Source organism: Natronoarchaeum sp. GCM10025703 (assembly GCF_042661985.1).
Classification (GTDB): Archaea; Halobacteriota; Halobacteria; order Halobacteriales; family Natronoarchaeaceae; genus Natranaeroarchaeum.
In genome coordinates this window covers 2,311,130-2,331,245 of the sequence record NZ_JBHSZF010000001.1, presented here as the reverse complement: position 1 = coordinate 2,331,245, position 20,116 = coordinate 2,311,130, and the positions used below count along the sequence as shown (strand labels likewise).

The window sequence follows — 20,116 nt, the reverse complement described above, 5'->3', positions numbered from 1 at the left end:
GGTGTCTATTGATTAGAGATATGTTCACTTAATGGTTTGTATCAGCGAGTGTCGGCTTCATCCCCGACCACGGTGGGTCGGGGTATTCGCCTCGATGACCAGTATAAAAGACCCTGGTCGGGTATGTTTAATTCGTATCGCCGAGCGAGAGTTGCTCGAACTGCTGAAGCCGTTCCAGCGGTCTGACAACGCCGAGGTCCGCGTCGAACTCGATACAGTTCTCGGCCTGGAGCATCGGCAGGTGCCTGTGATACAGTTCGATTGCAAGGTGATCCGATGTCGCTCGTTCGGAAGCCGGTTGTATCTCGTCGCGAATCGCCTCGACCAGTCCGTCGACTGTCGTTGTGCCCTCCGTGCGCAGTAACGCCGTGACAAGTGCCCGTCTGGTCGGATCTGCCGCGATCCGGTACAGTTCGTCGATAGACCCCCGCTTCAGCCTCGACATGCTACGTTTGCCCCCTGCGTAGCAACTGTAACCGTCAGGGAAACATTATTGCACCCCATGAGATCGTTGCAGACGTTGCACGACCCACGCCTCAGATATCTTCGGGGCGTTTGATCGTTGCCGCCTCGCGATACTCGCGGTAGATCTCGTCAGCCCACTCCAGCAGGGAGTCGTCGGTCGATTCTAGCAACGCACGGGGAAGCCCTCGTCGTCCTCGACGCCGATCTGGACAGTCTCTTCGTCGCCGATTCCGAGATAAAACGGGGGTCGTTGTCGGCGACGCGTACTGTCAGTCGCCCGGTCTCCAGTTGTTCGGCGAACAGCGGCGCGAACGCTTCGGTTTCGATCGTTCGGTCGACGTCACTGGAGACGGTTATCTCGGCCTCCAGCGTCCCGTTTACGACCTGTTCGTGGACGAGTTTCGTCCCCTCCAGATCGAGCGACGAGAACAGTCCCCGGAACTGTTCTGTCCTGTTCAACAGTTCGGTCTGAGCTCTTCCCGGGGCGTACGGATCACCGGGAGTGTGTGGGACGATGTCCGCGGAACGTAGCTGTCCCGGTTCGACGCCGTACTCCGACATCGGAAACCACTGCAGAAACTCCGATAGCTCGTCGGTGAGCCGGACGGTCTCTTTCAGATCGATGAAATCCCTGATGACGAGTTCGCCGACGGGCGTGATCTGATACGTCCCGGAATCGCGCCGTACCCAGTCGCGTTCCTCGAATGCAGTAAGCGCTCGTGCAATCGTCGACCGGGAGGCGTCGATGCGATCCCTGAGACTGCGCTGGGTCGCAGGACCGGAGTTCAGGAGTTGGCGCAACACGTGTGTCCGTGGCTTCGAGCGAGCGAGAAAGGCGATCCGGTCGATCGGGTCGGGGTCGTCAGCCATCTACAGAACCATGACATTTCTATCGGTATAATTGATTTGGGTGGCCCAACGCTATCCGGTCCACTTGGCGTCGGCCAGCGTCCGCTGGACGACGTCGTGACCGACTGCCTCGGCGAGCGTCTCGAAGCCGGCGCGTTCGCTCCGGTCCTCGGCGTTGGCGACCAGACGGGAGACGATGAACTCCGGCGTCGACCGGCCCACCGTCCCGAACCGGGGCTGGTAGTCCACCTGTAGTTCGAGATCGGGCGAGAGACCCTCCGCGAAGATGCCGTCGGTCCGGGCGGCGTCGGGGAGCGGTGCGAGGTCGTCGGCGAGGTGCGTGACGAACGCCCCGAGTGCGCCCCGCTCGACGGTCAACCGGACGAGTCCGTGTAGCAGGTCGGCGGCACTGCCCGGTTCCGTGATCGCCTCGAACTCGTCGACGAGCATCAGCGTTCGCTCGTTCGTCGAGACCGGTGGGACGATGTTTCGCAGGGTGGATTCGAGCACGCCAGCGTTGAAACTCGCGTGGCGGCGGTGGAAGACGAGCGAGTCGAAGACCGAGACCTGTGCTCGACTGGCCGGCACTGGGAGGCCCATCCCCGCCAGCAGGACAACCTGACACAGCGTCTCCAGCAGCGTCGTCTTCCCGCCGGAGTTCGCCCCGGTGACGACGGCAACGCGGTGGTCTGCCGGCGGCGTCCGGTCGTCAGCACGCGGCGGAACGTCGTCGTACTCGGGAAGCGTATGCTCGCCGATAGCGTAGGTGATCGGCTGGACCGAATCGGCGTCCTCGGCCGCCAGCGAGAGGTTGGTGGCGTCGACGACAGCCACCGTATCCCGGCCGTCGGTGACGTACTCCGGCCGACACATCTCGTGGGCGAGCGCGAAACGGGCCAGCGAGAGATAGAACGCGATGTCGTCGATGGTCTGGACGGCGGCGTCGACGTCCTCGCGGGCCGCCGCGACGTCCCCGCGCAGGTCGCTCGCGACCAGTTCGCGGCGCTCGGAGACGGCGCTTCGCAGGTCGTTCGAGAGTTCGCGCAGGGTCGTCCCGACGAAATCGGTCGCGTCGATGGCGTCGTCCGGCATCGCCGCCCGTACACGATCAATCGTCACGTCGGCCTCCGTCCGGACGTGTTCGATAAAGGTCGTCCGGAAGTCCTCGGTGCCCTGCACGCCGTCCTCGCGCAGGCGCTCGATGACGTCGAGCGCGTTCGCGTCCAGGCGCTCGACGGTGGCAAGCGAGTCACGGAGGCCGTCGAGTTCGTCGTCGATGCCCTCGACTACGCTCCCATTGCTTAGCCCTGCGAGGGCGGCGCTGGCGTCGGCGAGTCCGTCGCGGTCGAGTTCCCCGAGTGGCGCGAAGACGTCCTCACCCTCGTCTGCGGTCGTCTGTTCGCTCGCAGCGACGACGCCTGCATCCAGTAGCGCCAGCGTGGCCTCGACCGCGGCGCGTTCGCCGGCCGCGGCGTCGTCGTAGGCCGCGAAGGCGTCGAGCACGGCCTCGCGGTCGCTCTCGTCGAGCGCCGTCCAGACGTCCCGCGTCGCGAGCACGGTGTCGAGTCGTGCCGCCATCCCGTCGGTATCGAGCAATGGCGTCAGGACTCGAATCCGGTCGGCCGCGCCGCGAGTCACCGCGTGGGCCTGGATCAGGTCGAGCAGTTCTTTGTACACGTCCCGCGAATCGCCCGTGGCGAGCACGTCCATCCCATCGCCGCCGTTCGCGCGGCGGAGGATTCGCGTCGCCCGGCCGCGGGAGAGTCCCGCCTCCGTCAGCGTGCGGACGTCCCCGCTTTCGATGGCTCTAACGGCCGTCTCGACGCCGATAGAACCCGTCAGCACTTCGCGAGTCTTCGGTCCGACGCCCCAGTACTCCTCGAGTTGCATACATCTACGTCTCACGGGGTGGGTATGAGTGCTGTGCTCCGCTCCCGCCTCGCCAGAGCACTCGCCGGGGGCGACCGACCGCGCTCAGGCGTAGGTTCGCTCGATCAGATCCAGAATGTTGTCGGATTCGGACATCGTGATTCCGCGGTCTTCATCGATAAGCACCGGCACGCCACGCTGGCCGGAGACCCGCTTGACCTCGTTCCGGTCCGAGTGCATCGCGTCGACCCAGACCGAGTCGTAGTCAACGCCGACGTCGTCGAGGCGGTCGGCCACTTTCTCGCAGAACGGACAGCCTTCGAGCTGGTACAGCGTGATGCTCATGTCCGTCCTTGCGGAGGGACGCTCAAAGAAGTTACTCCGGCGAGGACACAACACATATATCGCGCATCGACTAACCCCCGGTCGATGATGGCGACCACCCACGGCTTCGTCGGGCAGCGCTGACGACCGTGGTCGCGGCGTTCGCTCCGGAACTCGCGGTCCCCGCCGCTGCCGGCGGGATTGCGGGCGGGATCTTCCCCGATCTGGACGTCGCTGCGGAACACCGCCGAACACTCCACTTTCCTGGCTACTACACGATAGGGGCGCTCCCGGCAGTCGGATTCGCTACTGTTGCGCCCGGGCCTGTCACCGTCGGCGTGGCGACGTTCCTCCTCGCCGCGGCAGTCCACTCCGTCAGCGACATCATCGGCGGGACGCCCTCCGCAGTCCCGTGGGAGTCCGAGCGGGAGCACGCCGTCTACTTCCACGCGAGCGGGCGATGGCTTCGTGCGAAACGGTGGGTCCGCTACGACGGTGCGCCCGAGGATTTCTTTCTCGGTGCCGCCTTCGCCTTGCCGAGCCTCGTCCTGTTCGAGGGGACGATACGACGACTCGTGCTCGTCGGACTGGGCGTCTCGCTGGTCTATTCCCTCTTCCGCCGACCCATCGGCCGGATCGCCGCCCGGTGGGAGTGAGCGGCGGGCGTCACGGCGGCCGTATTGACGTGTACCACGATCCGGCACGGACAGCCGTTACGGCCGGAGAGCGGGTAAGAGCCCAAATCCCTGCGTACGGAAATTTATTTGTACGTGGCGAATCGTGCAATAGATCATGGAGCGGAACCAGTCTGGGGGCGGAGATCCGTACGTCGAGGCAACACTGCCCCGAGAGCTACACGACCGTGTAGAGCGACTGTTCCGCGAGTATCGGGGCTACGAACCCACATCAGTCCAGGAGAGCCTGAGCGTCATCTGCGATCTGGCGGAAGCACAACTCGACACCGACGCGTCGGACGCTACGAGCGAGCGGGCCAGCAGCGGGACCGCCCCTTCGCCAGTTGCCGATGACCCCGTCGACGATCCAGCGCCGTCTACGCAGGAGGCCTCTGCAGAGCAGACGGAGACCCTGGAGTCGAGGTCTTCGAGCGAACAACAGAGTCCGAAGCCCGATTCCTCGGGGACGATCAGGGCCGCAATCGACGAGGTGTTCCCGACCGACTGGGCGACCGAAGCGGACACCGCAGAGCGGCTTCCGCTGATCGTCGGCCACTACCTCACCGCGGAGGGATCGACCCGTATCGAGCGCGAGAACAGCGCGCTCGCGGCAGTCGGGACGAGATACGGGACGAACCCCGAACGACTCCGCACCGAGGTCGTCGAGGATATCTACGGGGCGGACACACTCCCGGGGGAACTCGCCTCGGAGTTCTTCAGCGAGGCTCTCGGGAAGGTCGAACAGCGCCTCGAACGGGCGGAAACCGACGTGCTGTCGGCAGTCGAACTCGTCGGCGGCGACTCCGAGCAGTCCTCCGAGGCACGCACGGACGAGACGGGACCGACCACCACTGAAAGCACCGGATCGACTGACTCGCCGCTGGATCTCGGGAGCGGGAGCACCGACCTCCCGGCCGGGCAGCGGACGACATGGCCAGCGACGGCGGGGCCGTCCAGAGCGTCGACGAGCGGATCGACAACCTGTTTACTGAACCGAACGGCCTCACGGAGATCGGGATCGAGTCGCTGGTCGACGGCGCGGCGACCGACTGTGAGATCTGTGGCGAGCGTTATTCGGTCGTCGATCTGCGGACGACGACGGAGGCGAGCGACGACCGGCGGGTCAATCTGGTCTGTGACGACTGCGCCCCGGAGTAGCGAGCGCGGAAAGCAAGCCTGATAGCCCCCGCTCAATACATCTGTTTCATGACGTTGGTCGACGCGGTATCGATCACCCTTCATCAGGTGTTCGCCGCCGTCTGGGTCGGTAGTGTCGTATTCATGACTGTTGGCGTGTTACCACTGGCGAGGGAGGGCCATCAGAGCCCGAACCCGTCGAGTTAGCCACCGGAACACTTCGGACTGTTTCCCGGCTCAGTGCGGTTGTACTCCTCCTCACTGGCGGATATATGACCAGTAGTTTCTACGCGACGGCCGATCTGACCGGGACGGCGAACGGCTGGCTCGTCCTTGCCATGCTCGGCCTGTGGCTCGTCCTGATCGGACTGATCGAAGTGAGTGGCAGTCGACTCGTCGACGGTCTACAGGCAAAGAAGGTCCGCGCACCCGCTGACGAGACGCTTGGCTGGTTCCGTGCCGCATCGGTAATCGGGCTCCTTCTGCTGGTTATCGCCGGCATCGTCTCCTCGGGCGCGCTGGTCTGAGCAAGCGCGAGGAAGTTAGAAAAATATTTACAACAAACAATCATAGGGTGAGGTATGTCCTCACACGAACGGGTCACCTCGATCCCATCCGGGATCCGCGCAATCTGTGTCGTCGACGGGTATCTCGTCCTGCTCGGAATGGCACTGGCAATGATCGGACTAGCCGATCTCGACAGTTCTCCATGGCTCGATTTCACCGTCGCCGGCGTCGAGGGTATCTCGTGGATGATCCTCGGAATGCTGGTGCTGGTCGCCATCCAGATGTACGTCATTCAGGGCGTCTGGAACATCAAGTCGTGGTCGTGGACCGCGATGCTCGGCGTACTCGTCGTACAGATAGCCATCCTTGCGGGCCTGATCGGATGGGTAGTGACCGGCGACAATATGCCAATCAGTTACGCCGATGGCGTCGTCCGCTGGGCGCTTCCGCTGATCGTGCTGCTCGGCTCCGTGGTGTACCTGATCGACAAGCGCGAATGGTTCACTGACCTATAAGCACGCGCTTCCGCTCACTCTTTTCCGTTCTCGCAGTGCTATCCCTCTGACCAGTTGATCCCGTCCGAATCGCAACGCATAGGCCCCCGGGCGTCCACCGACTACTATGCAAATAGGCGTTGTCGGACTCGGGCGTATGGGACAGATAGTCGTCGACCGCGTGCTCGACGCCGGCCACGACGTCGTGGCGTTCGACCTGGACGAGACGGCCGTTGCGACGGCGGTCGAGGACGGCGCCGAAGCCGCGGCGTCGGTCGTCGATCTGGCGGAACAGCTCGGCTCTAAAAAACGCATCTGGCTGATGGTTCCTGCGGGGGAGCCAGTCGACGCCGCACTCGACGATCTGGAACCGTATCTCGACAGCGACGCTGTCGTTGTCGACGGTGGCAACTCCTACTTTCAGGACTCGGTCCGCCGTGCAGACGCGACCGACGCCGCGTATCTCGACTGCGGGACCAGCGGTGGCCCCGCAGGAGCCGAACTCGGCTTCTCCCTGATGATCGGCGGCCCCGAGTGGGCCTACGAGGAGCTAACGCCGGTGTTCGACGCCGTCGCGACGGGACCGGACGGACACGATCGGATGGGTCCAGCAGGGAGCGGTCACTACGTCAAAATGGTCCACAACGGCGTCGAATACGCGCTCATGCAGGCCTACGGCGAAGGCTTCGAACTGCTCGCGAACGGACGCTACGACCTCGACCTCGAAGCCGTCGCGAACACCTGGAACAACGGTGCGGTGATCCGCTCGTGGTTGCTGGAGCTCTGCGAGGAGGCGTTCCGCGAGGAGGGCAACGACCTCGACGATGTCGCCGACCACGTCGCCGGTGGATCGACGGGCACGTGGACGGTACAGGAAGCGCTCGAACAGGAAGTCCCGACGCCGCTGATCTATCAGGCACTGGCTGAACGGTTCGGTAGTCGCTCCGATCGGTTCTCCCGCCGCCTTGCTAACCGGCTTCGGTACGGCTTCGGGCGTCACGAGGTCGCTCGCGAGGAGTAACGCACGAATCGTCTGCGACGTTCGTTTCACGCCCCGAGCGTAGCGAGCGGTCGCTTTTTCACCCACTGTGTTCGAGGAGTAACTCCTGCGGCGGGCTCTCGTCGCGGAGACCTCGAACCGGACCCCCGACGGGCCCGTTGCCCCGCCAGTAATCACAATACAATTAAACCCACAATCCGAACCCCCTCACATATGTTTAACGAGCTGGGGCTTGCGATCGGGGGTAGTCTAACCCTGATCGCCGTACTCATGCACTTTTCCCGTGGGACGGGATGGACGTCGAACGAGGACATTTCCCAAGAGGTGCTCGAACGACGCGCGGAGTCGGTTCCCGAGACAGACTTCCCCGAGCCGATGAACCGGTCGATCGGCGGCGGCGCACCCGCCGGAGCGATCGGCGGCGGCGAGGCGGGCGGCGAACTCGCTGAGGGTGGCGAAGCGGTCGAAGAGGAGAGCGGACCGGGTGACATCCCCGAAGACGAGATCGAGTATTACGAGATCGAGTTCGTCAAGGAAGGCGAGACGGTCGAGATAGCCAACAACGAGACGATCCTCGAAGCCGGCGAGGACGAGGGCTGGGATCTGCCCTACGCCTGCCGCGAAGGCTCCTGTGTCTCGTGTGCCGGAAAGATCGACGGCAACACGAAAGAGCTCGTCGAACACGACGACCAGTCGATGCTCGGTGACGCCGAACTCGAAGAGGGCTATACACTCACTTGTGTCGGCTATCCGCGCGGGGAGTTCTCGATCGAGACTGGCGAACAACCCTGACGGCGGCCCACACTCTTTTGCGGTTCAGTGGTCGGTGGTCGGTTCGAGAAACTCGTTGATCCGTGCAGAGAGCTGCGACCGTACCGGTGTCAGATCGACGTCATCGCCGACCAGCGTCCGGTGAAACCGTCGGAGCAGTTGCTCGAAGAGGTGGTCGAACAGCGTGTCGGCATCGGGCGACAGGCCCTGTGCTGAGAGTTCTCCGGCAGTCCGTTCTAGACGCTCCGGAGTGACGAACTCGTCGACGAGTTCGGCCGGGTCGGGGCCCTCAGAGTCCAACTTCGAATCCATCCCTTCGGCACGCATCGTTGCCCGGTCTCCGTTTTTCGAGCGGAGCACGACGCCGTAGGCCTGACCGTTGTACCAGTTCGACTCGGGTACCGTGTACGAGTCCGAATCGAAGTCTACTGCTCTGACCTCCTTCGCGAACGTGTTGACCGGTGTGAGACCGATCCGCTCGAACGCCTGTTCGACAGCATCCGGCGGCAGGAACCGGTCTCCGTCCCAGATGTCGATGCCCAGGACAGCGGGCGTTCGATCCCAGTCGTAGTCGATGGTCTGCTGGTGCATCGCGACGCAATAAAAGACGACCGACTCCAGATCCGCGCCCAGAACGGCGTCGTAGTCCAGTGCACGCTGGACGAACCGCGTCGCGTGGCGATAGCCGACCGGGACGTCACCGGGCGGAAAGACGGTCGTCCGGTCGCCAAAGCGGACGCCGCCCGAGTCGTCGATACGAAACCGGAGCAATGTCCCGTCGAGCAACTCCTGAAGCCAGAGATGCCCGCCGTCGAGAAGTTCGTCGGGGGCCGAATCGACCGCTGGGATCGACGGATACGCTTTCATGCGAGAGGCGACGGTCGCCCGCCCCTTTACTGCTCGGTCAGTGTAGCGTCCCCTCGCGCTGTTCGACGTCGTATGCGAACAGTGCGTAGCCGACCTCGGCGGCCGAGTAGCCGGTATCGGCCGCGATGTCGCGGATCGGCGCCATCATCGTAACGTAGTCGTCGGCGTCGAACGACTCCTTGCGGCCATCGAGATAGCCGAGTCGGTCGAGCGACGCCCAGACGCGCGTGTCGACGACGGCGTGGCGCTCCGGGTCGAGCGCCGCGAGGATACAGGAAGCGGTCGGCGCTTTGAACCCAGACAGCCCCGAGAGTAGATGGATCTGCGAGAAGTCGTCGTCCAGTGCGAGCACGTTCGCCGTGACCGTCTCGCAGCGCTCTTTCGGGTTCGATTCGACGTGGTAGGCACTCCGAGTTGAGGACTCGTACGCTATCTCGTAGAGTTGCTCGCGCGTGAGATGCCCCTGCCCCCGGTACGCGTCGCCGAACTCTGCCAGTCGCTCGGGCAGTACGCCTTGCGTCTCTGCGTAGTGATCGAGATACGTTTCGACGTCCATGCGGACCCGTTGTTGGCGGTGGGTTTCATTGGTTTCGGTCCGGGGCAACAGGTATTTTGCCGAGTGGGGTTCCACTTGATGCATGGCTCACTCCGAAAGCAGCCTCCAGAATGTACCACTGGTCCAGGGCAGTGTCGTCGGATTTCTGACCTGGGTGCTCGGCTACCTGTTCACCTATCTGATCGCGAGCAGCGAGATCCGCGACTCACAGCTCAGTCGGTTCCTCGAGTTCCTCGGCGAGGATCCAGCCACCTTCGAGATGGTCGGCTGGGTGTTCTACAACGCCCACTTCGTCGATGTCGTGTTCGAGGGCGTTCCCTTCTTCGGCGCAGAATCCTTCCTCGGCGGCGAGGAGGGGTTCACCATGCTACTCTACGCCATCCCGCCGCTCCTGCTGATCGGCGCGGGACTGGCAATCGCCAGATACGGTGGTGCCAGAGACGCAGCACCGGAGCAGTCGCCGGGCTTACAGTCGTCCCGGGCTATCTAGTTCTCTCGATAGCGGGCGTCTTCCTGTTCGAAGTCACACTCGGCGATGCGAGTGGGGCACCCGACCTCGTCGCTGGCATCTTCCTCGCTGGACTCGTCTTCCCGGCACTGTTCGGGGCGCTCGGCGGCGTCCTCGCCGGGTCGACCGCCGACTAGCGGTCAGATCGTATCGATTCCGGGAAACGACCGGTCCGGATGGGTTGCCGGGAGACGTTCCTCCGAATCGTCGTCCACGATGACGAAGCCTGTATCCTCGGTCTCCTCGCGTTCTTCGACGAGCACGAAACCGGTCTCGCCCAGCGCGTCGACCGGCCGGAGCCCGGGATAGCGCGCGTCCGCGTCCGGAACCGCGACGAGGTCGGTCTCCGTCTCGTCCTCGTCGACGAGCACGAAGTCGGTCGGCTCTTCCTCCTCGAGTAGGACGAATCCCGGATCTGTGTTATCCGATACCATACGTAGTACTTCGTGCTAACACGACATTACTCTACTGCCGACTGTGTCGTTCACGTCCGAAGTCGGCACGGCTGGTGAATAGTGGCCTCGAACCCGGGCGCGGATTGCTCATCGCCGATGGGTTTTCGACACTCCGATCCTTAACCCTGGGCATGTGTGGCCGTAGCTCCCTGTTCGCGTCGTCCTCGGTGATCGGTGAGCGCTTCGACGTCTCTCCTCCCGGGGCGTTCGAGCCGTCCTACAACATCGCACCGGAGGACGACATCCCGGTAATCCGCGACGAGACGCCCGGACGCGCCGAACTGCGCTCGTGGGGTTTCGTCCCCCACTGGGCCGACGACCCCGGCGACTGGAACGGACTGATCAACGCCAGAACCGAGACCGTCGACGAGAAGCCAGCGTTTCGGGACGCATTTCGCCGGACGGAGGACGATGGGGTGACCCGCACCTGCGGCCACTGTCTCGTGCTCGCCGACGGCTTCTACGAGTGGCAGGAGCGCACCGATGGGAAGCAGGCATTTCGCATCGAGCGATCGGACGGGGAGCCGTTCGCAATGGCTGGTCTCTGGTCGCGCTGGTCCGACGGTGACCACTCGCTGGTCACCGTGACGGTTCTCACGACGACACCGAACGACCTGATGGAGCCACTACACCACCGGATGCCGGTCGTCTTCGACGCCGATGAGGAACGCGAGTGGTTGGGCGAATCGCCGCCAGGGAAAGAAGAACTCCTCGCCCCGCATTCGGGGGATGGCTTCGAAAAGTACCCGATTTCCGCGGACGTCAACAACCCTCGAAACGATTCGCCTGATATCATCGAACCGGTCGACGCACCCGAGAGCGACCCCCAGACCGGGCTAGATCAGTTCTAATACGGGGCCACTGGACTGCGCTTGAGCAGCCCTGACAACTGCTGGACTGCTCGTTCTCACACAGGTTTATATCCGAAGGCGAGCCAATCCGGCGCTATCCGCAATCGAGTTGCCCGCTGTGGACTGCCGTAGCGCGACACACCACATCGGGTCGTCGTCGGGCCGTCGTCGTGTCGCCAGTTCGCCAATTCGGAACGCACGTGAAGTACCACGGGCACGGTGGCCCGTGGCGTCCGGGTTTAGGGCTGCACTGCACCAGCACCAGACTTTAATCCCCCTCGCACTCGCCTTACGGCTCGTGCCCGGCACGGGTAAACACTCGAAGCGAACGTTGCTCCGTGAGGGTCGGTCGCTCCACCACGACCCGACAACTCCCGTCTCACCGCCTCGTGACGGGTTTTGAGAGGAGCCGCATTTTCATGCCATCGGACGACCAGCAAAAGAATTGAGGTCTTCAATCCCATACTTTGCGTATCGTTTTCTGGTCGTTCTCGAACAAACGTGTACGAGATACTTAATCATTTGGACAATAGTTGACGCGCTTCACCCACGGGTGCGGTGACCCGTGGTACTCGCGCTGCTCTCTTTTATAGACGTCAGAACGTCCCGCCGTCTCGCAGTTCCTGGAGGACCGGCATCTCCTCGATCCGCTCCTCGTCGAGCGCGGACCAGTCGATACCGTCCGATCGGTCGTACGGCGTCTCCGTTTCGATTGTGCGTTCAGGCGTTACGACAACATCGAGCGGAACGTCGTGGTCGTCGATCGCGACCTGCACGTCGACGACCTGGGATTCGTGTACCGTCGTCGCAATCGGCGTCGTCTCGTCGACCAGATCTAGCGTGTCGAGGAGCGCGTACTCCAGGTCACTGTACCCTTCTCCTTTCCCGATTCGCGCCCCGTCTTCGGTGACGGCGACACTCCCAGAGACGATCAAATCGACCGAATCGACCTCGTCGGGTCCGACCTGGACGCCGAGTTCACTCGATCCGGAGAGAGTGGTTGCCCGGTCGTAGTCGTCGATCTCACGGGGATCGAGCCGGAGAAAGCAGTCGGCATCTCGGAGCCGCGGAACCGCCATGTACAGCGTCTTCCCGGCTTCGAGCGCACGCTTTCGGACGGGACGCTGTGGGGAGTCAGGATTGATCTTGATCGCGTCCGCCTTCATCCACTCCGGTCGCTCCGCAAGCCGCTCTGCAGCGGCATCAGCGCCGGCGAAGTTCGGGATCCGTCCGTGCGGCGGGAACGGGAACCGTGCCTCGCCGCTCTCCTCTATGCCGTCCCAGATGCGGTCGCGAAGCTCCTGTTTGTCCATGGTCGTGCCTCGGGCGGGACGGCTGTGAGTGTTTTCACTCCTCGACGGGGACGAACTCGACGTCGCCGCTGTCAGTGTCGACAATCGCAATGCTGTGTTGCTCGTCCGGTACTGTGGGGAAGTGTGCGCCGGGGTTGAGAACGGTCGTTCCGTCGACCTCCCGCTCCTCGGCGACGTGATGATGGCCGTAGCAGACGTACTCGTACTCGCCGGATTCGGCGTGCGCTTCGACGTCGTCGAGGTTCTCCCCGTGCAGGACGGCAAACGCCGTGTCGTCGATCTCAAGTTCGGCAAACCGGCCGTGGAGTTCGCTTCCGTTCCCGAGTCGGCGAAACGCCGATTCGAGGCCGTCGAGTTCGCCATCGTTGTTCCCGAGGACGCCGTGTACTTCGCCCCTCGAAGTGCGGGACGACGGGCGGCGCGATGACATCGCCACAGTGGATCACGGTCTCGACACCGCGCTCCTCGAAGATCGAGACGGCGCGGTCGACGGCCGACACGTTGTCGTGCGTATCGGAAATGACACCTACGAGCATGGTTCGTTCGAACCCTATACACGGCGAAAATCAAAGTGTTACTGGTCATGGGAGTCGCTCTGGCCACAAAAGTGCCGAATCGTCACCGAGAACCGGGGGACCTCTATTCAGGTGCGGGACTCGATCAGCTCTTCGATGGTCTCACGAACGTTCCCGGCGGAACTCGTGAGAGGGATTGACTGGATCTGCTGTTCCATATCTCGCTGCTTGAAGTGGTTCGAGAGCGTTAGTATCGTCGGCGCCCAGAGGCCGACGAAGATGCCCAGTTCTCGATCACCTCGTGCAAAAAAGGTGTACAGCGCTAATCCAACCGATACGACTGACGCTATCAGGGCTGTGTCTGCTCCAGCCTCCATAGCGGTGTTTGACTCTTCCGTCGAGATAGTTTGGCTCATTGGATCGTCCGGGCTGAAAGTACCGTCGCAGGGGTCTTAATGACCGATAACCGTTCACGGGCGTGTTCGGAGAGTTGTAACCGTATTATTGCAGAGTAGGAGGTTCCTTCTCCTACAGATCAAGAGCGTTCTCCGGTAAGGCGGATTCTTTAGCTCTCGGACAGAGCTAGATGTCCGGTGCTGTGCCGCCGACTAACGTCTCTGTTAATATATTCTTACAGATTCTCTTCCTGATAGGATCCCTCGTACGACCCCTCGTGCTCGGCCCGCGAGAGGACGATCTGAGCGATGCGAGCGTCCCGCTGGAGTTCGAGTTCGTGATTGACCTCGAGAAGCCCTTCACCGCGTCCGGTGTAGCCGGCGTCCCAGACGGCCGTGTGGAGCATCGCGGAGTTTCGCATGAGCGACGAGCGGGGAGGACGAAGCCGACATGCCCCTCCGGGATCGAAATCGTTTCTCCGTATCGGGCGATATATCCGCCCGGTGAGAGGCGGTAGGTAGTATCGTCTCCCGAGGGGTCCAGTTCGCGTCGCTCGCCGATCGATTTTCCATCCTGGTCGATCCGTCCCGTCCCCGTCTGCTCGAACACGCTCTCGACAGTCAAATCGACACCGTTGGGCTGGACCTGCTCGTCGGACACCGCCGAAAGCTGTTCGGCGACGAACGCACCTGATCGGAACATACTGAGAGAGGCACGGACTGAGCGCAAAAACCCTTCGCGTTCGCCGCGGACGAATCATTAAGTATCTCGGCCGGAAACTGGGCGGTAGTATGGGGAACAAGAACAAAACTATCTCGTTCCGGGTCAACGAGGACGCCTTCGAGACGCTCCGAGAGATCGCAGAGGAACGCGACATCTCCCTCTCGGCGGTCTTCCGGGATTACGTCGACCAGCTCGTCGCCCACGACGGGCAGGTACAGGTCGTTCCCGACGAAGAGCTCGGTCCGACCGTCGAGGACGGAGAGTTCCCGCCGAAGGTAACAGTCCCGAAGAGCTTCATTCGCGAGCACGAGCGCCTCGAACTCGAAGCCGAACATCTCCGCGAACAGCTCGACGAGTACCGGAGCTACGTCACGCATCTCCGCGAACAGGTGGACGAAGAGGAGGCTGAGGACGTGGTCTACCTGGAAGACCTCGACGACGAAAACACCGATTCGGACGAGACGCTCCGGCTTGGCTAGCGCGACAGTTCGCGTTTGGCCGCCCGCGCGGCCTCCTGGGCCTCTCTGTTTCCGTCGACTTTCGCCAACTCTTCTGTCGCTTCGAGCGTCCGGACGCCCTGATCGAGAAACGAGAGGATGTCGCCGGGATAGGCGTACAGCATGTAGTCGTTGCTCATCACGTCGACGATGGCGTCGGGGCCGAGCCCCTCGGCCCGCAACTCCAGCAGATACCGGATGAACTTCCGCTCGGGACAGCCACAGTAGGGGTTGTTGTCGCAGTCACAGTCCAGGAAGTCCTCCGCAAACTCGAGCACGCGGTCCCGCGTCGCGTCGTCGAGTTGTTCGAGTCCACCGCCCTGAAAGAGGATATCGAGCGTCGCCCCCTTGAACGCACCCTTGGGAATGTTGGTGTCTAGCTGGGAGCTAAGCTGGCGGTGGTTCTTGACGTAGATTTTGTCCGTGATCGCCACAGTTGAATCGTTCTACGCCGCTGTGGGGCAAAAGCCTCCCGGTGTCCGACAGGTGAGTGTGAACGCCCCACGTAGCGCCCCCGAGGCGTAACGTATTTTAACTGAGGGTCGACTATTTCGTTGTACGTGTCCGGGTTGGGGTAGTGGACTATCCTTCAGCCTTGTGGAGGCTGAGACGCGGGTTCAATTCTCGCACCTGGACCTTTTCGCTGGGAACGGACGTGACCAGCGTAACGTCCATCCAAGAGAATTGAAGCTTGCTAGTCGTGCGCAGCGAAGCGAGCACGTCTGTCTCCGGGTTAATCCTCGCAATCTCGTTCGATTCTCACACCATTCACAGTTGTACCGCCTCCTCAACGTCCCTCACCGTCGATGCAGCCATCGATTTCGACGACAGCGCCGCAACGATTATGATACCGGCCCGAGGAAACCGGGTAATGGCTTCAGGATCCGGCCCCCTCTCGAAGTTCTCGTCGTCGACGACAATCCACGGTTCGGTGAACTGGCTGAGATGTTCCTCGAAGACGAGTTCGAGGATATTGCTGTCGAGACTGCGACGAGTGCGGGCGAGGGAGAGCGACTGCTGAACGAGCACGACATCGACTGCGTGGTCAGCGACTATCAGATGCCAGAGCGCGACGGGATCGAGTTTCTGCAGGCGGTCAGGGAGGAGTCTCCGGACCTTCCGTTCATTCTGATGACCGGAAACGGCGACGAGACGGTGGCAAGCCGTGCGATCACGGCCGGAGTCACTGATTACATCCCGAAAGAGGCCGGGAGCGAGCACTACGACCTGCTGCCCACAGGATCCGGAACGTCGTCGAGCGACAGCAAGCCGAAGCGGCGAAGAAGGCCCGAAATCGTCGTATTCGGCGGGTGTATGAGCGGATCAACGACGGATTCGTCGCTCTGGACACGGAGTGGCGGCTGACGTATATGAACAGCCACGCAACGGAACTGCTCGGCCGAGAGCGCGAACAACTGCTCGGTAAGGAGTTATCCGAGGTGTTTCCGGGAGTTCGAGAGACCGAGTTTTACGACGCTGCAACCGACGTCGTCGCCGAGCAGGAGGTGATAGCCGTCGAAGAGCAGGTGGATCTCATCGATGCCTGGATCGAGGCGCGCATCTTCCCGGATGTCGACGGCCTCTCGATCTACTTTCGCGAGATCACCGGCCGGAAGGAGCGCGAGCGGTCGCTGGAGCGGTCCAGAAAACGCTATCGCGCGCTCGTCGATGCCGCGCCGGCGGCAATCCTCGTCACCGATGCAGAGAGCGGCGATATCGTCGAGGCGAACCGGGCCGCCGAGGAGTTGCTCGGTCGCTCGGCAGACGACCTCACAGGAGAAAACCACAGTGCGATCCACCCGGCTGAGGACAAGAAGCTATACGACTCGCTGTTTCGTGAGCGAGTCGACAGCGGTTCCGGGCTGGTAAACCGCCACGCCGACGGCTCACAGATCTACGTCGAGACAGCAGCAGGCGATCGGATTCCGGTCGAAATCACCTCACAGGTGATCGAACTCGAAGACGAGCGACTGATCCAGAGCGTCATCCGTGACGTCGTCAAGCGATCCTGAGCAGGTGCTGGCCGAGAGCTCTCGCTGGGCAGTCGGCGCTTCGGTGCCGGAGGACCGAATGACGTCGAGCGCAGTCATCAGGTCGGTTCGTGAGACGAGTCCGACGACGTCGCCGTAGTCGTCGACGACGAGCAATCTGCCGATACCCTCCTCCTGTATCGTCGAGATCGCTTCCATCGCATCCGCGTCGGGCGATATCGTCCGGAGTTCGCTCGTCATGACGTCCTCGACGGTGAACGCGTCCCGCTCGACCGGTTGGACGTCTCTGGCATCGTCGAGCGTCACGATACCGATCGGTCGCCCGTTCGACATCACGGGATAGCCGGTGTGGCGCTGCGAGAACATCATCCTGATGAGTTCGTCGACGGTCGTATCGGGTGAGACGGTGTGTAGTCGTTCGGCAGGCGTCATCACGTCGCTGACGGCGACGCCTTCGAGAGCCGCCTTCATAGTGACCCGCTTGGCCTCCGAGGAAGCGGCGATGTAGATGAAAAAGGCGACACCGATCATAATGACGTTGGTTGGCGGGAACAGTCCGAAGAGGCCGAGCAGGACCGCGAAGAACTTCCCGACTTCGGCCGCAATCTCGGTGGCCCGCGCGTAGGGCCGATTCCGCGCGAGAAACGCGCGCAGGATCCGTCCCCCATCCATCGGGAAGGCCGGAAGCAGATTGAAGATCGCGAGGACGACGTTCAGGATAGAGAGATAGCCGAGGACGAACAGCGATCCGAACGTCACCACGGGATACGTCTCGACCGGATCGAGGAACAGGACGCCGGTGAACAGTCCGTAACATCCAAGCCCGACAATGACGCTGACGATGGGGCCCGCGATGGCGATAGTGAACTCCTGTTTCCAGTCTTCGGGCATCTCCGAGAGCGCGGCGATGCCGCCGAAGATCCAGAGCGTGATAGAGTCGATGGGGTAGCCATACCGCATCGCGACGAAGGAGTGGCCGAGTTCGTGGAGTACGATCCCAACGAATAGCCCGACAGCAGCGGTAAAGCCGAGGATCCACGGCGTCAGGCCGCCGGTGATCGCGCCGGCCTCGATGCCAGCAGCCATCAGGTCGTTCAGTAGCTCCGCGGTCAGCGAGATCTGGGAGCCGATGAGATACGCGAACAGCGGCAGTACTAACAGGAACGTAAGATCTAGCTTGATCGGGATACCGAACGCGGAACCGATCCGGAAACTTCTCATACCAGTATTTGGAGTGGAAGGGCCTTGAATCTCCGGACGAAAGCGGCTCCAACCCACTAATCGACCGTCTCAGGTCTCGACGTCGACCGATTCGTCAGTTTCACTGTCCGCTCCTCGACTTTCGGAACGTGGACTTCGAGCGTCCCGTTCTCGGTAATGGTCGCCGTCGCGGCCTCCGGATCGACCGCTGCGTCTGCCGGAAGGTCCACCTTACCGTCCAGCGAGAGTCCCCGGCCGGGGAACACCGTCTCGAACCCGCTGTGCGGTTCGCGGAACCGCTCGATCCGGACGTGAAGGGTACCGTCGCTGAACCGGACCTGAACGTCGCTCTGGGTCGCACCTGCGGCGTCGAACACCGCGAGGAGGGCGTCGTCGCTTTCGAGCAGGTCGACGGGGATCGGCCGGTTCTCCTGGACGTTGCTAGAGACCCGTCCGACGCTCCGAAGTACGGTGTTGCTGACGGACCGACCGATCTCGCGCAGGGTCATAATTCGATCGCCTCGAGGCAGCTAGTTCCCTGACAGTACGGACAGACGAAGTCCTCGACGCCAACGCCATCAGGCATGTCGTAGGTATAATGTAGCTCGAACATATCCATCTCACAATCATCGCTAGTACATTCTACTTCCAGAGTTGCCGGCATACTACTCTGTTGGGGCGACAGAGAAAACCGTTTTCGGCGTCGGCGCTTCAGATCGGGAACTCCTCGGTCCGTGTCGACTCGACCGCTTCCGGGCTAATCGTCCGCCCGTCGACGGAGACTGACTCGCCGTTCGAAAGCCGACCGAACGCTGGGCCTTCCGGGACCCCAGCGTCGTGAGCACGTCCGGGATCGAAGGCGGTAACCTCCGCGACGATCCGTCCGTCCCGGCGGTTGACGGCATCGTACTTCTCGGCGAGCATCTCGGCGAGCGCGTCGATCAGGGCATCGTACCGGTCCGAATCGGCAACGGCGGCCTGGCCGCGTACTCTGTTGCCGTTTTCGACGGTCTCGAACGCGAGCGTCGTCCGCTCGACGGCGTCCCGCACCCTTTCCGAGGCGATTCCACGCACCTCGTCGAGGAGCGCTGTCGGGAGGTCGACGACGGTGTAGCCGTCCTCGTCCGAGACGGTTCCGAACCGCAGGCCCTCTTCCACGGACGAGAGCGTCGATTCGAGATCCGCGGCGAGCGAGAGCGGAACGTCGTCCACCTCGCGGAGCCACGTCTCGCTGACGACGCGATGGCCCGACTCCTCGACGATCTGCTCGACATCGTCCAGGTCGCGGTCGGTGTCCGCGACGAGTGCGAACGCTGCCTCGCTCTGCTCGAAGGCCTCGACCAGCACGTTCCGGTGTCGGGCGGGCGATCCCATATCTTCGAGCGTCCAGTCGGCGGCGACGTGGCCGACGCGCCAGTCGGTCTCACGGATCACTCGCTCGAACCGCGGCGCGTAGTGGCCGCCGCCGATCCCGACGAGGTGTCTGCGGGGTTGCCGGCCGTCCTCCGACGCCGAAGCGATGGCGTCTCCCGGATGGCGCGCCGCGTGGGGATCGACGCCGCGGAGAGCGAGAATGGATCGGGCGACCGCCCGTGCGCCCGCCGGATCGGCCCACTCCTCCTCGCCGCTGCCCAGTTCGACGAACATCGACGGGACGCCGACCTCGGTTGGTCCGTGGTGGGTGCACTCGATTCCGGTCTCGTACTCGGCGGGCGCGTACTCGTCGAACGCGCCGAGGATCGACGAGAGCGCGTTCGGACACGTCGCCGCGAGCGAGCGGTCCTCGCCGCCGAACTCGGCGGGGCCGAAGTTGCCGGTGAAGTGGGCGGTCAGGAGCGGTCCCGTCTCGCCGGAGTGTCGGGAGGCGAAGACGAGCAGTTCGGGGTCGTCGAACGGTTCGGCGGCGTCGTCGAGTTCGAGATGCCAGTCGTCGAAGGTTCGAAGCTCGAAGCCGTCGGTCCGGAACACCTCGCCACCACCCTGTCCGTCTGCACGGCTGGCGTCGACCGTTGGGTCCCAGTCCTCCTCGGATAGTAGCTGCTCAAAAACGTGCTCGGATGCGGAATCCGCCCTGCTGACGACGATCGCGATCACATGCGTTCGAGAGGCTCGGGCGATTAAAACGCGTCGACACGGGCCCACGACCCGCCTCCG

25 protein-coding genes, 1 tRNA gene and 2 pseudogenes are annotated in these 20,116 nt (G+C 62.9%); 13 read left to right on the top strand and 15 right to left on the bottom strand.

The window, feature by feature from the left end; all coding sequences use genetic code 11:
- Positions 1-127: 127 nt before the first annotated feature.
- The 4 genes from ACFQH2_RS13020 to ACFQH2_RS13005 all read right to left on the bottom strand — a co-directional run bounded on the left by ACFQH2_RS13020 (position 128) and on the right by ACFQH2_RS13005 (position 3,528).
- On the bottom strand, positions 128-445 hold the full coding sequence (locus tag ACFQH2_RS13020; RefSeq protein ID WP_377054254.1) for a DUF7344 domain-containing protein: 318 nt from the start codon (positions 443-445) through the stop codon (positions 128-130).
- 149 nt (positions 446-594) lie between these two features.
- Entirely contained in the window at positions 595-1,335 is a 741-nt protein-coding gene (locus tag ACFQH2_RS13015) for a helix-turn-helix transcriptional regulator (RefSeq protein WP_377076816.1), read from the bottom strand.
- A gap of 51 nt (positions 1,336-1,386) precedes the next feature.
- The gene (locus ACFQH2_RS13010; protein WP_377054250.1) at positions 1,387-3,204 is read right to left on the bottom strand and encodes a MutS-related protein; all 1,818 of its coding nucleotides are present in this window, start codon (positions 3,202-3,204) and stop codon (positions 1,387-1,389) included.
- A gap of 84 nt (positions 3,205-3,288) precedes the next feature.
- Positions 3,289-3,528, bottom strand: coding sequence for a glutaredoxin family protein (locus ACFQH2_RS13005; protein ID WP_377054248.1), 240 nt, complete (start codon positions 3,526-3,528; stop codon positions 3,289-3,291).
- Between the two features lie 128 nt (positions 3,529-3,656).
- Between ACFQH2_RS13005 and ACFQH2_RS13000 the strand changes: the two genes are divergently transcribed.
- The 7 genes from ACFQH2_RS13000 (at position 3,657) to ACFQH2_RS12970 (ending at position 8,111) form a co-directional block, all read left to right on the top strand.
- Positions 3,657-4,163: a metal-dependent hydrolase gene (locus tag ACFQH2_RS13000; RefSeq protein ID WP_377076815.1), complete on the top strand. Its 507-nt coding sequence runs from the start codon at positions 3,657-3,659 to the stop codon at positions 4,161-4,163.
- Between the two features lie 136 nt (positions 4,164-4,299).
- Positions 4,300-5,361: a hypothetical protein gene (locus tag ACFQH2_RS12995; RefSeq protein WP_377076814.1), complete on the top strand. Its 1,062-nt coding sequence runs from the start codon at positions 4,300-4,302 to the stop codon at positions 5,359-5,361.
- 26 nt (positions 5,362-5,387) lie between these two features.
- Entirely contained in the window at positions 5,388-5,525 is a 138-nt protein-coding gene (locus tag ACFQH2_RS12990) for a hypothetical protein (RefSeq protein WP_377076813.1), read from the top strand.
- Positions 5,526-5,590: 65 nt separating this feature from the next.
- Complete coding sequence (locus ACFQH2_RS12985) at positions 5,591-5,845, top strand: CopD family protein (RefSeq protein ID WP_377076812.1); 255 nt, start codon at positions 5,591-5,593, stop codon at positions 5,843-5,845.
- A 54-nt stretch (positions 5,846-5,899) separates the two neighbouring features.
- Positions 5,900-6,340 (top strand): hypothetical protein, encoded by a 441-nt coding sequence (locus ACFQH2_RS12980; RefSeq protein WP_377054242.1) that lies wholly within the window; start codon positions 5,900-5,902, stop codon positions 6,338-6,340.
- Between the two features lie 106 nt (positions 6,341-6,446).
- Positions 6,447-7,340 (top strand): phosphogluconate dehydrogenase (NAD(+)-dependent, decarboxylating), encoded by an 894-nt coding sequence (gene gnd / locus ACFQH2_RS12975; RefSeq protein ID WP_377054240.1) that lies wholly within the window; start codon positions 6,447-6,449, stop codon positions 7,338-7,340.
- Positions 7,341-7,532: 192 nt separating this feature from the next.
- Positions 7,533-8,111 (top strand): 2Fe-2S iron-sulfur cluster-binding protein, encoded by a 579-nt coding sequence (locus ACFQH2_RS12970; RefSeq protein ID WP_377054238.1) that lies wholly within the window; start codon positions 7,533-7,535, stop codon positions 8,109-8,111.
- Between the two features lie 24 nt (positions 8,112-8,135).
- Here the strand turns inward: ACFQH2_RS12970 and ACFQH2_RS12965 are convergent, their stop codons facing one another.
- Positions 8,136-8,957, bottom strand: coding sequence for a hypothetical protein (locus tag ACFQH2_RS12965; protein ID WP_377054236.1), 822 nt, complete (start codon positions 8,955-8,957; stop codon positions 8,136-8,138).
- A 37-nt stretch (positions 8,958-8,994) separates the two neighbouring features.
- Positions 8,995-9,513 (bottom strand): hypothetical protein, encoded by a 519-nt coding sequence (locus ACFQH2_RS12960; protein ID WP_377057082.1) that lies wholly within the window; start codon positions 9,511-9,513, stop codon positions 8,995-8,997.
- An 82-nt stretch (positions 9,514-9,595) separates the two neighbouring features.
- Between ACFQH2_RS12960 and ACFQH2_RS12955 the strand changes: the two genes are divergently transcribed.
- A complete protein-coding gene (locus ACFQH2_RS12955; protein ID WP_377076811.1) occupies positions 9,596-10,003 on the top strand; it encodes a hypothetical protein in 408 nt (135 codons plus the stop codon).
- A 158-nt stretch (positions 10,004-10,161) separates the two neighbouring features.
- On the opposite strand, the gene ACFQH2_RS12950 is transcribed toward ACFQH2_RS12955, so the two are convergent.
- The gene (locus tag ACFQH2_RS12950; protein WP_377054232.1) at positions 10,162-10,455 is read right to left on the bottom strand and encodes a hypothetical protein; all 294 of its coding nucleotides are present in this window, start codon (positions 10,453-10,455) and stop codon (positions 10,162-10,164) included.
- A 152-nt stretch (positions 10,456-10,607) separates the two neighbouring features.
- Between ACFQH2_RS12950 and ACFQH2_RS12945 the strand changes: the two genes are divergently transcribed.
- Positions 10,608-11,327, top strand: coding sequence for an SOS response-associated peptidase (locus ACFQH2_RS12945; RefSeq protein ID WP_377054230.1), 720 nt, complete (start codon positions 10,608-10,610; stop codon positions 11,325-11,327).
- Positions 11,328-11,923: 596 nt separating this feature from the next.
- Here ACFQH2_RS12945 and ACFQH2_RS12940 read toward each other — a convergent pair.
- The 4 genes and pseudogenes from ACFQH2_RS12940 to ACFQH2_RS12925 all read right to left on the bottom strand — a co-directional run bounded on the left by ACFQH2_RS12940 (position 11,924) and on the right by ACFQH2_RS12925 (position 14,253).
- Complete coding sequence (locus tag ACFQH2_RS12940) at positions 11,924-12,640, bottom strand: 5-formyltetrahydrofolate cyclo-ligase (RefSeq protein ID WP_377054228.1); 717 nt, start codon at positions 12,638-12,640, stop codon at positions 11,924-11,926.
- A gap of 34 nt (positions 12,641-12,674) precedes the next feature.
- A pseudogene (locus ACFQH2_RS12935) lies at positions 12,675-13,176 on the bottom strand (metallophosphoesterase).
- A gap of 107 nt (positions 13,177-13,283) precedes the next feature.
- The gene (locus tag ACFQH2_RS12930; protein WP_377054224.1) at positions 13,284-13,571 is read right to left on the bottom strand and encodes a hypothetical protein; all 288 of its coding nucleotides are present in this window, start codon (positions 13,569-13,571) and stop codon (positions 13,284-13,286) included.
- Between the two features lie 215 nt (positions 13,572-13,786).
- Positions 13,787-14,253: pseudogene (locus tag ACFQH2_RS12925) on the bottom strand (deoxyuridine 5'-triphosphate nucleotidohydrolase).
- 89 nt (positions 14,254-14,342) lie between these two features.
- Here ACFQH2_RS12925 and ACFQH2_RS12920 point away from each other — a divergent pair.
- Entirely contained in the window at positions 14,343-14,753 is a 411-nt protein-coding gene (locus ACFQH2_RS12920) for a ribbon-helix-helix protein, CopG family (RefSeq protein WP_377054220.1), read from the top strand.
- Here the strand turns inward: ACFQH2_RS12920 and ACFQH2_RS12915 are convergent.
- Positions 14,750-15,205, bottom strand: coding sequence for a DUF5814 domain-containing protein (locus tag ACFQH2_RS12915; RefSeq protein WP_377054218.1), 456 nt, complete (start codon positions 15,203-15,205; stop codon positions 14,750-14,752). The genes ACFQH2_RS12920 and ACFQH2_RS12915 overlap by 4 nt on opposite strands.
- A 129-nt stretch (positions 15,206-15,334) precedes the next feature.
- Between ACFQH2_RS12915 and ACFQH2_RS12910 the strand changes: the two genes are divergently transcribed.
- The 3 genes from ACFQH2_RS12910 (at position 15,335) to ACFQH2_RS12900 (ending at position 16,783) form a co-directional block, all read left to right on the top strand.
- A tRNA-His gene (locus ACFQH2_RS12910) sits at positions 15,335-15,407 on the top strand.
- Positions 15,369-16,136, top strand: coding sequence for a response regulator (locus ACFQH2_RS12905; protein WP_377076997.1), 768 nt, complete (start codon positions 15,369-15,371; stop codon positions 16,134-16,136). Before ACFQH2_RS12910 ends, ACFQH2_RS12905 begins: the two co-directional genes overlap by 39 nt.
- Complete coding sequence (locus tag ACFQH2_RS12900) at positions 16,082-16,783, top strand: PAS domain-containing protein (protein WP_377076810.1); 702 nt, start codon at positions 16,082-16,084, stop codon at positions 16,781-16,783. Before ACFQH2_RS12905 ends, ACFQH2_RS12900 begins: the two co-directional genes overlap by 55 nt.
- On the opposite strand, the gene ACFQH2_RS12895 is transcribed toward ACFQH2_RS12900, so the two are convergent.
- The 3 genes from ACFQH2_RS12895 to ACFQH2_RS12885 all read right to left on the bottom strand — a co-directional run bounded on the left by ACFQH2_RS12895 (position 16,712) and on the right by ACFQH2_RS12885 (position 20,056).
- On the bottom strand, positions 16,712-17,983 hold the full coding sequence (locus ACFQH2_RS12895; RefSeq protein WP_377076809.1) for a CBS domain-containing protein: 1,272 nt from the start codon (positions 17,981-17,983) through the stop codon (positions 16,712-16,714). The genes ACFQH2_RS12900 and ACFQH2_RS12895 overlap by 72 nt on opposite strands.
- A 56-nt stretch (positions 17,984-18,039) precedes the next feature.
- Positions 18,040-18,471 carry an Hsp20/alpha crystallin family protein gene (locus ACFQH2_RS12890; protein WP_377076808.1) on the bottom strand — a complete coding sequence of 144 codons (432 nt, stop codon included), beginning with the start codon at positions 18,469-18,471 and terminating at the stop codon, positions 18,040-18,042.
- Between the two features lie 202 nt (positions 18,472-18,673).
- Positions 18,674-20,056: a D-aminoacyl-tRNA deacylase gene (locus tag ACFQH2_RS12885; RefSeq protein ID WP_377054210.1), complete on the bottom strand. Its 1,383-nt coding sequence runs from the start codon at positions 20,054-20,056 to the stop codon at positions 18,674-18,676.
- Positions 20,057-20,116 lie beyond the last annotated feature (60 nt).

Bases quoted from the DNA above. Each gene is read 5' to 3' on its own strand.
- ACFQH2_RS13020 (WP_377054254.1), bottom strand. From the start codon at position 445: ATGTCGAGGCTGAAGCGGGGGTCTATCGACGAACTGTACCGGATCGCG.
- ACFQH2_RS13015 (WP_377076816.1), bottom strand. From the start codon at position 1,335: ATGGCTGACGACCCCGACCCGATCGACCGGATCGCCTTTCTCGCTCGC.
- ACFQH2_RS13010 (WP_377054250.1), bottom strand. From the start codon at position 3,204: ATGCAACTCGAGGAGTACTGGGGCGTCGGACCGAAGACTCGCGAAGTG.
- ACFQH2_RS13005 (WP_377054248.1), bottom strand. From the start codon at position 3,528: ATGAGCATCACGCTGTACCAGCTCGAAGGCTGTCCGTTCTGCGAGAAA.
- ACFQH2_RS12995 (WP_377076814.1), top strand. From the start codon at position 4,300: ATGGAGCGGAACCAGTCTGGGGGCGGAGATCCGTACGTCGAGGCAACA.
- ACFQH2_RS12990 (WP_377076813.1), top strand. From the start codon at position 5,388: ATGACGTTGGTCGACGCGGTATCGATCACCCTTCATCAGGTGTTCGCC.
- ACFQH2_RS12985 (WP_377076812.1), top strand. From the start codon at position 5,591: ATGACCAGTAGTTTCTACGCGACGGCCGATCTGACCGGGACGGCGAAC.
- ACFQH2_RS12980 (WP_377054242.1), top strand. From the start codon at position 5,900: ATGTCCTCACACGAACGGGTCACCTCGATCCCATCCGGGATCCGCGCA.
- gnd (WP_377054240.1), top strand. From the start codon at position 6,447: ATGCAAATAGGCGTTGTCGGACTCGGGCGTATGGGACAGATAGTCGTC.
- ACFQH2_RS12970 (WP_377054238.1), top strand. From the start codon at position 7,533: ATGTTTAACGAGCTGGGGCTTGCGATCGGGGGTAGTCTAACCCTGATC.
- ACFQH2_RS12965 (WP_377054236.1), bottom strand. From the start codon at position 8,957: ATGAAAGCGTATCCGTCGATCCCAGCGGTCGATTCGGCCCCCGACGAA.
- ACFQH2_RS12960 (WP_377057082.1), bottom strand. From the start codon at position 9,513: ATGGACGTCGAAACGTATCTCGATCACTACGCAGAGACGCAAGGCGTA.
- ACFQH2_RS12955 (WP_377076811.1), top strand. From the start codon at position 9,596: ATGGCTCACTCCGAAAGCAGCCTCCAGAATGTACCACTGGTCCAGGGC.
- ACFQH2_RS12950 (WP_377054232.1), bottom strand. From the start codon at position 10,455: ATGGTATCGGATAACACAGATCCGGGATTCGTCCTACTCGAGGAGGAA.
- ACFQH2_RS12945 (WP_377054230.1), top strand. From the start codon at position 10,608: ATGTGTGGCCGTAGCTCCCTGTTCGCGTCGTCCTCGGTGATCGGTGAG.
- ACFQH2_RS12940 (WP_377054228.1), bottom strand. From the start codon at position 12,640: ATGGACAAACAGGAGCTTCGCGACCGCATCTGGGACGGCATAGAGGAG.
- ACFQH2_RS12930 (WP_377054224.1), bottom strand. From the start codon at position 13,571: ATGAGCCAAACTATCTCGACGGAAGAGTCAAACACCGCTATGGAGGCT.
- ACFQH2_RS12920 (WP_377054220.1), top strand. From the start codon at position 14,343: ATGGGGAACAAGAACAAAACTATCTCGTTCCGGGTCAACGAGGACGCC.
- ACFQH2_RS12895 (WP_377076809.1), bottom strand. From the start codon at position 17,983: ATGAGAAGTTTCCGGATCGGTTCCGCGTTCGGTATCCCGATCAAGCTA.
- ACFQH2_RS12890 (WP_377076808.1), bottom strand. From the start codon at position 18,471: ATGACCCTGCGCGAGATCGGTCGGTCCGTCAGCAACACCGTACTTCGG.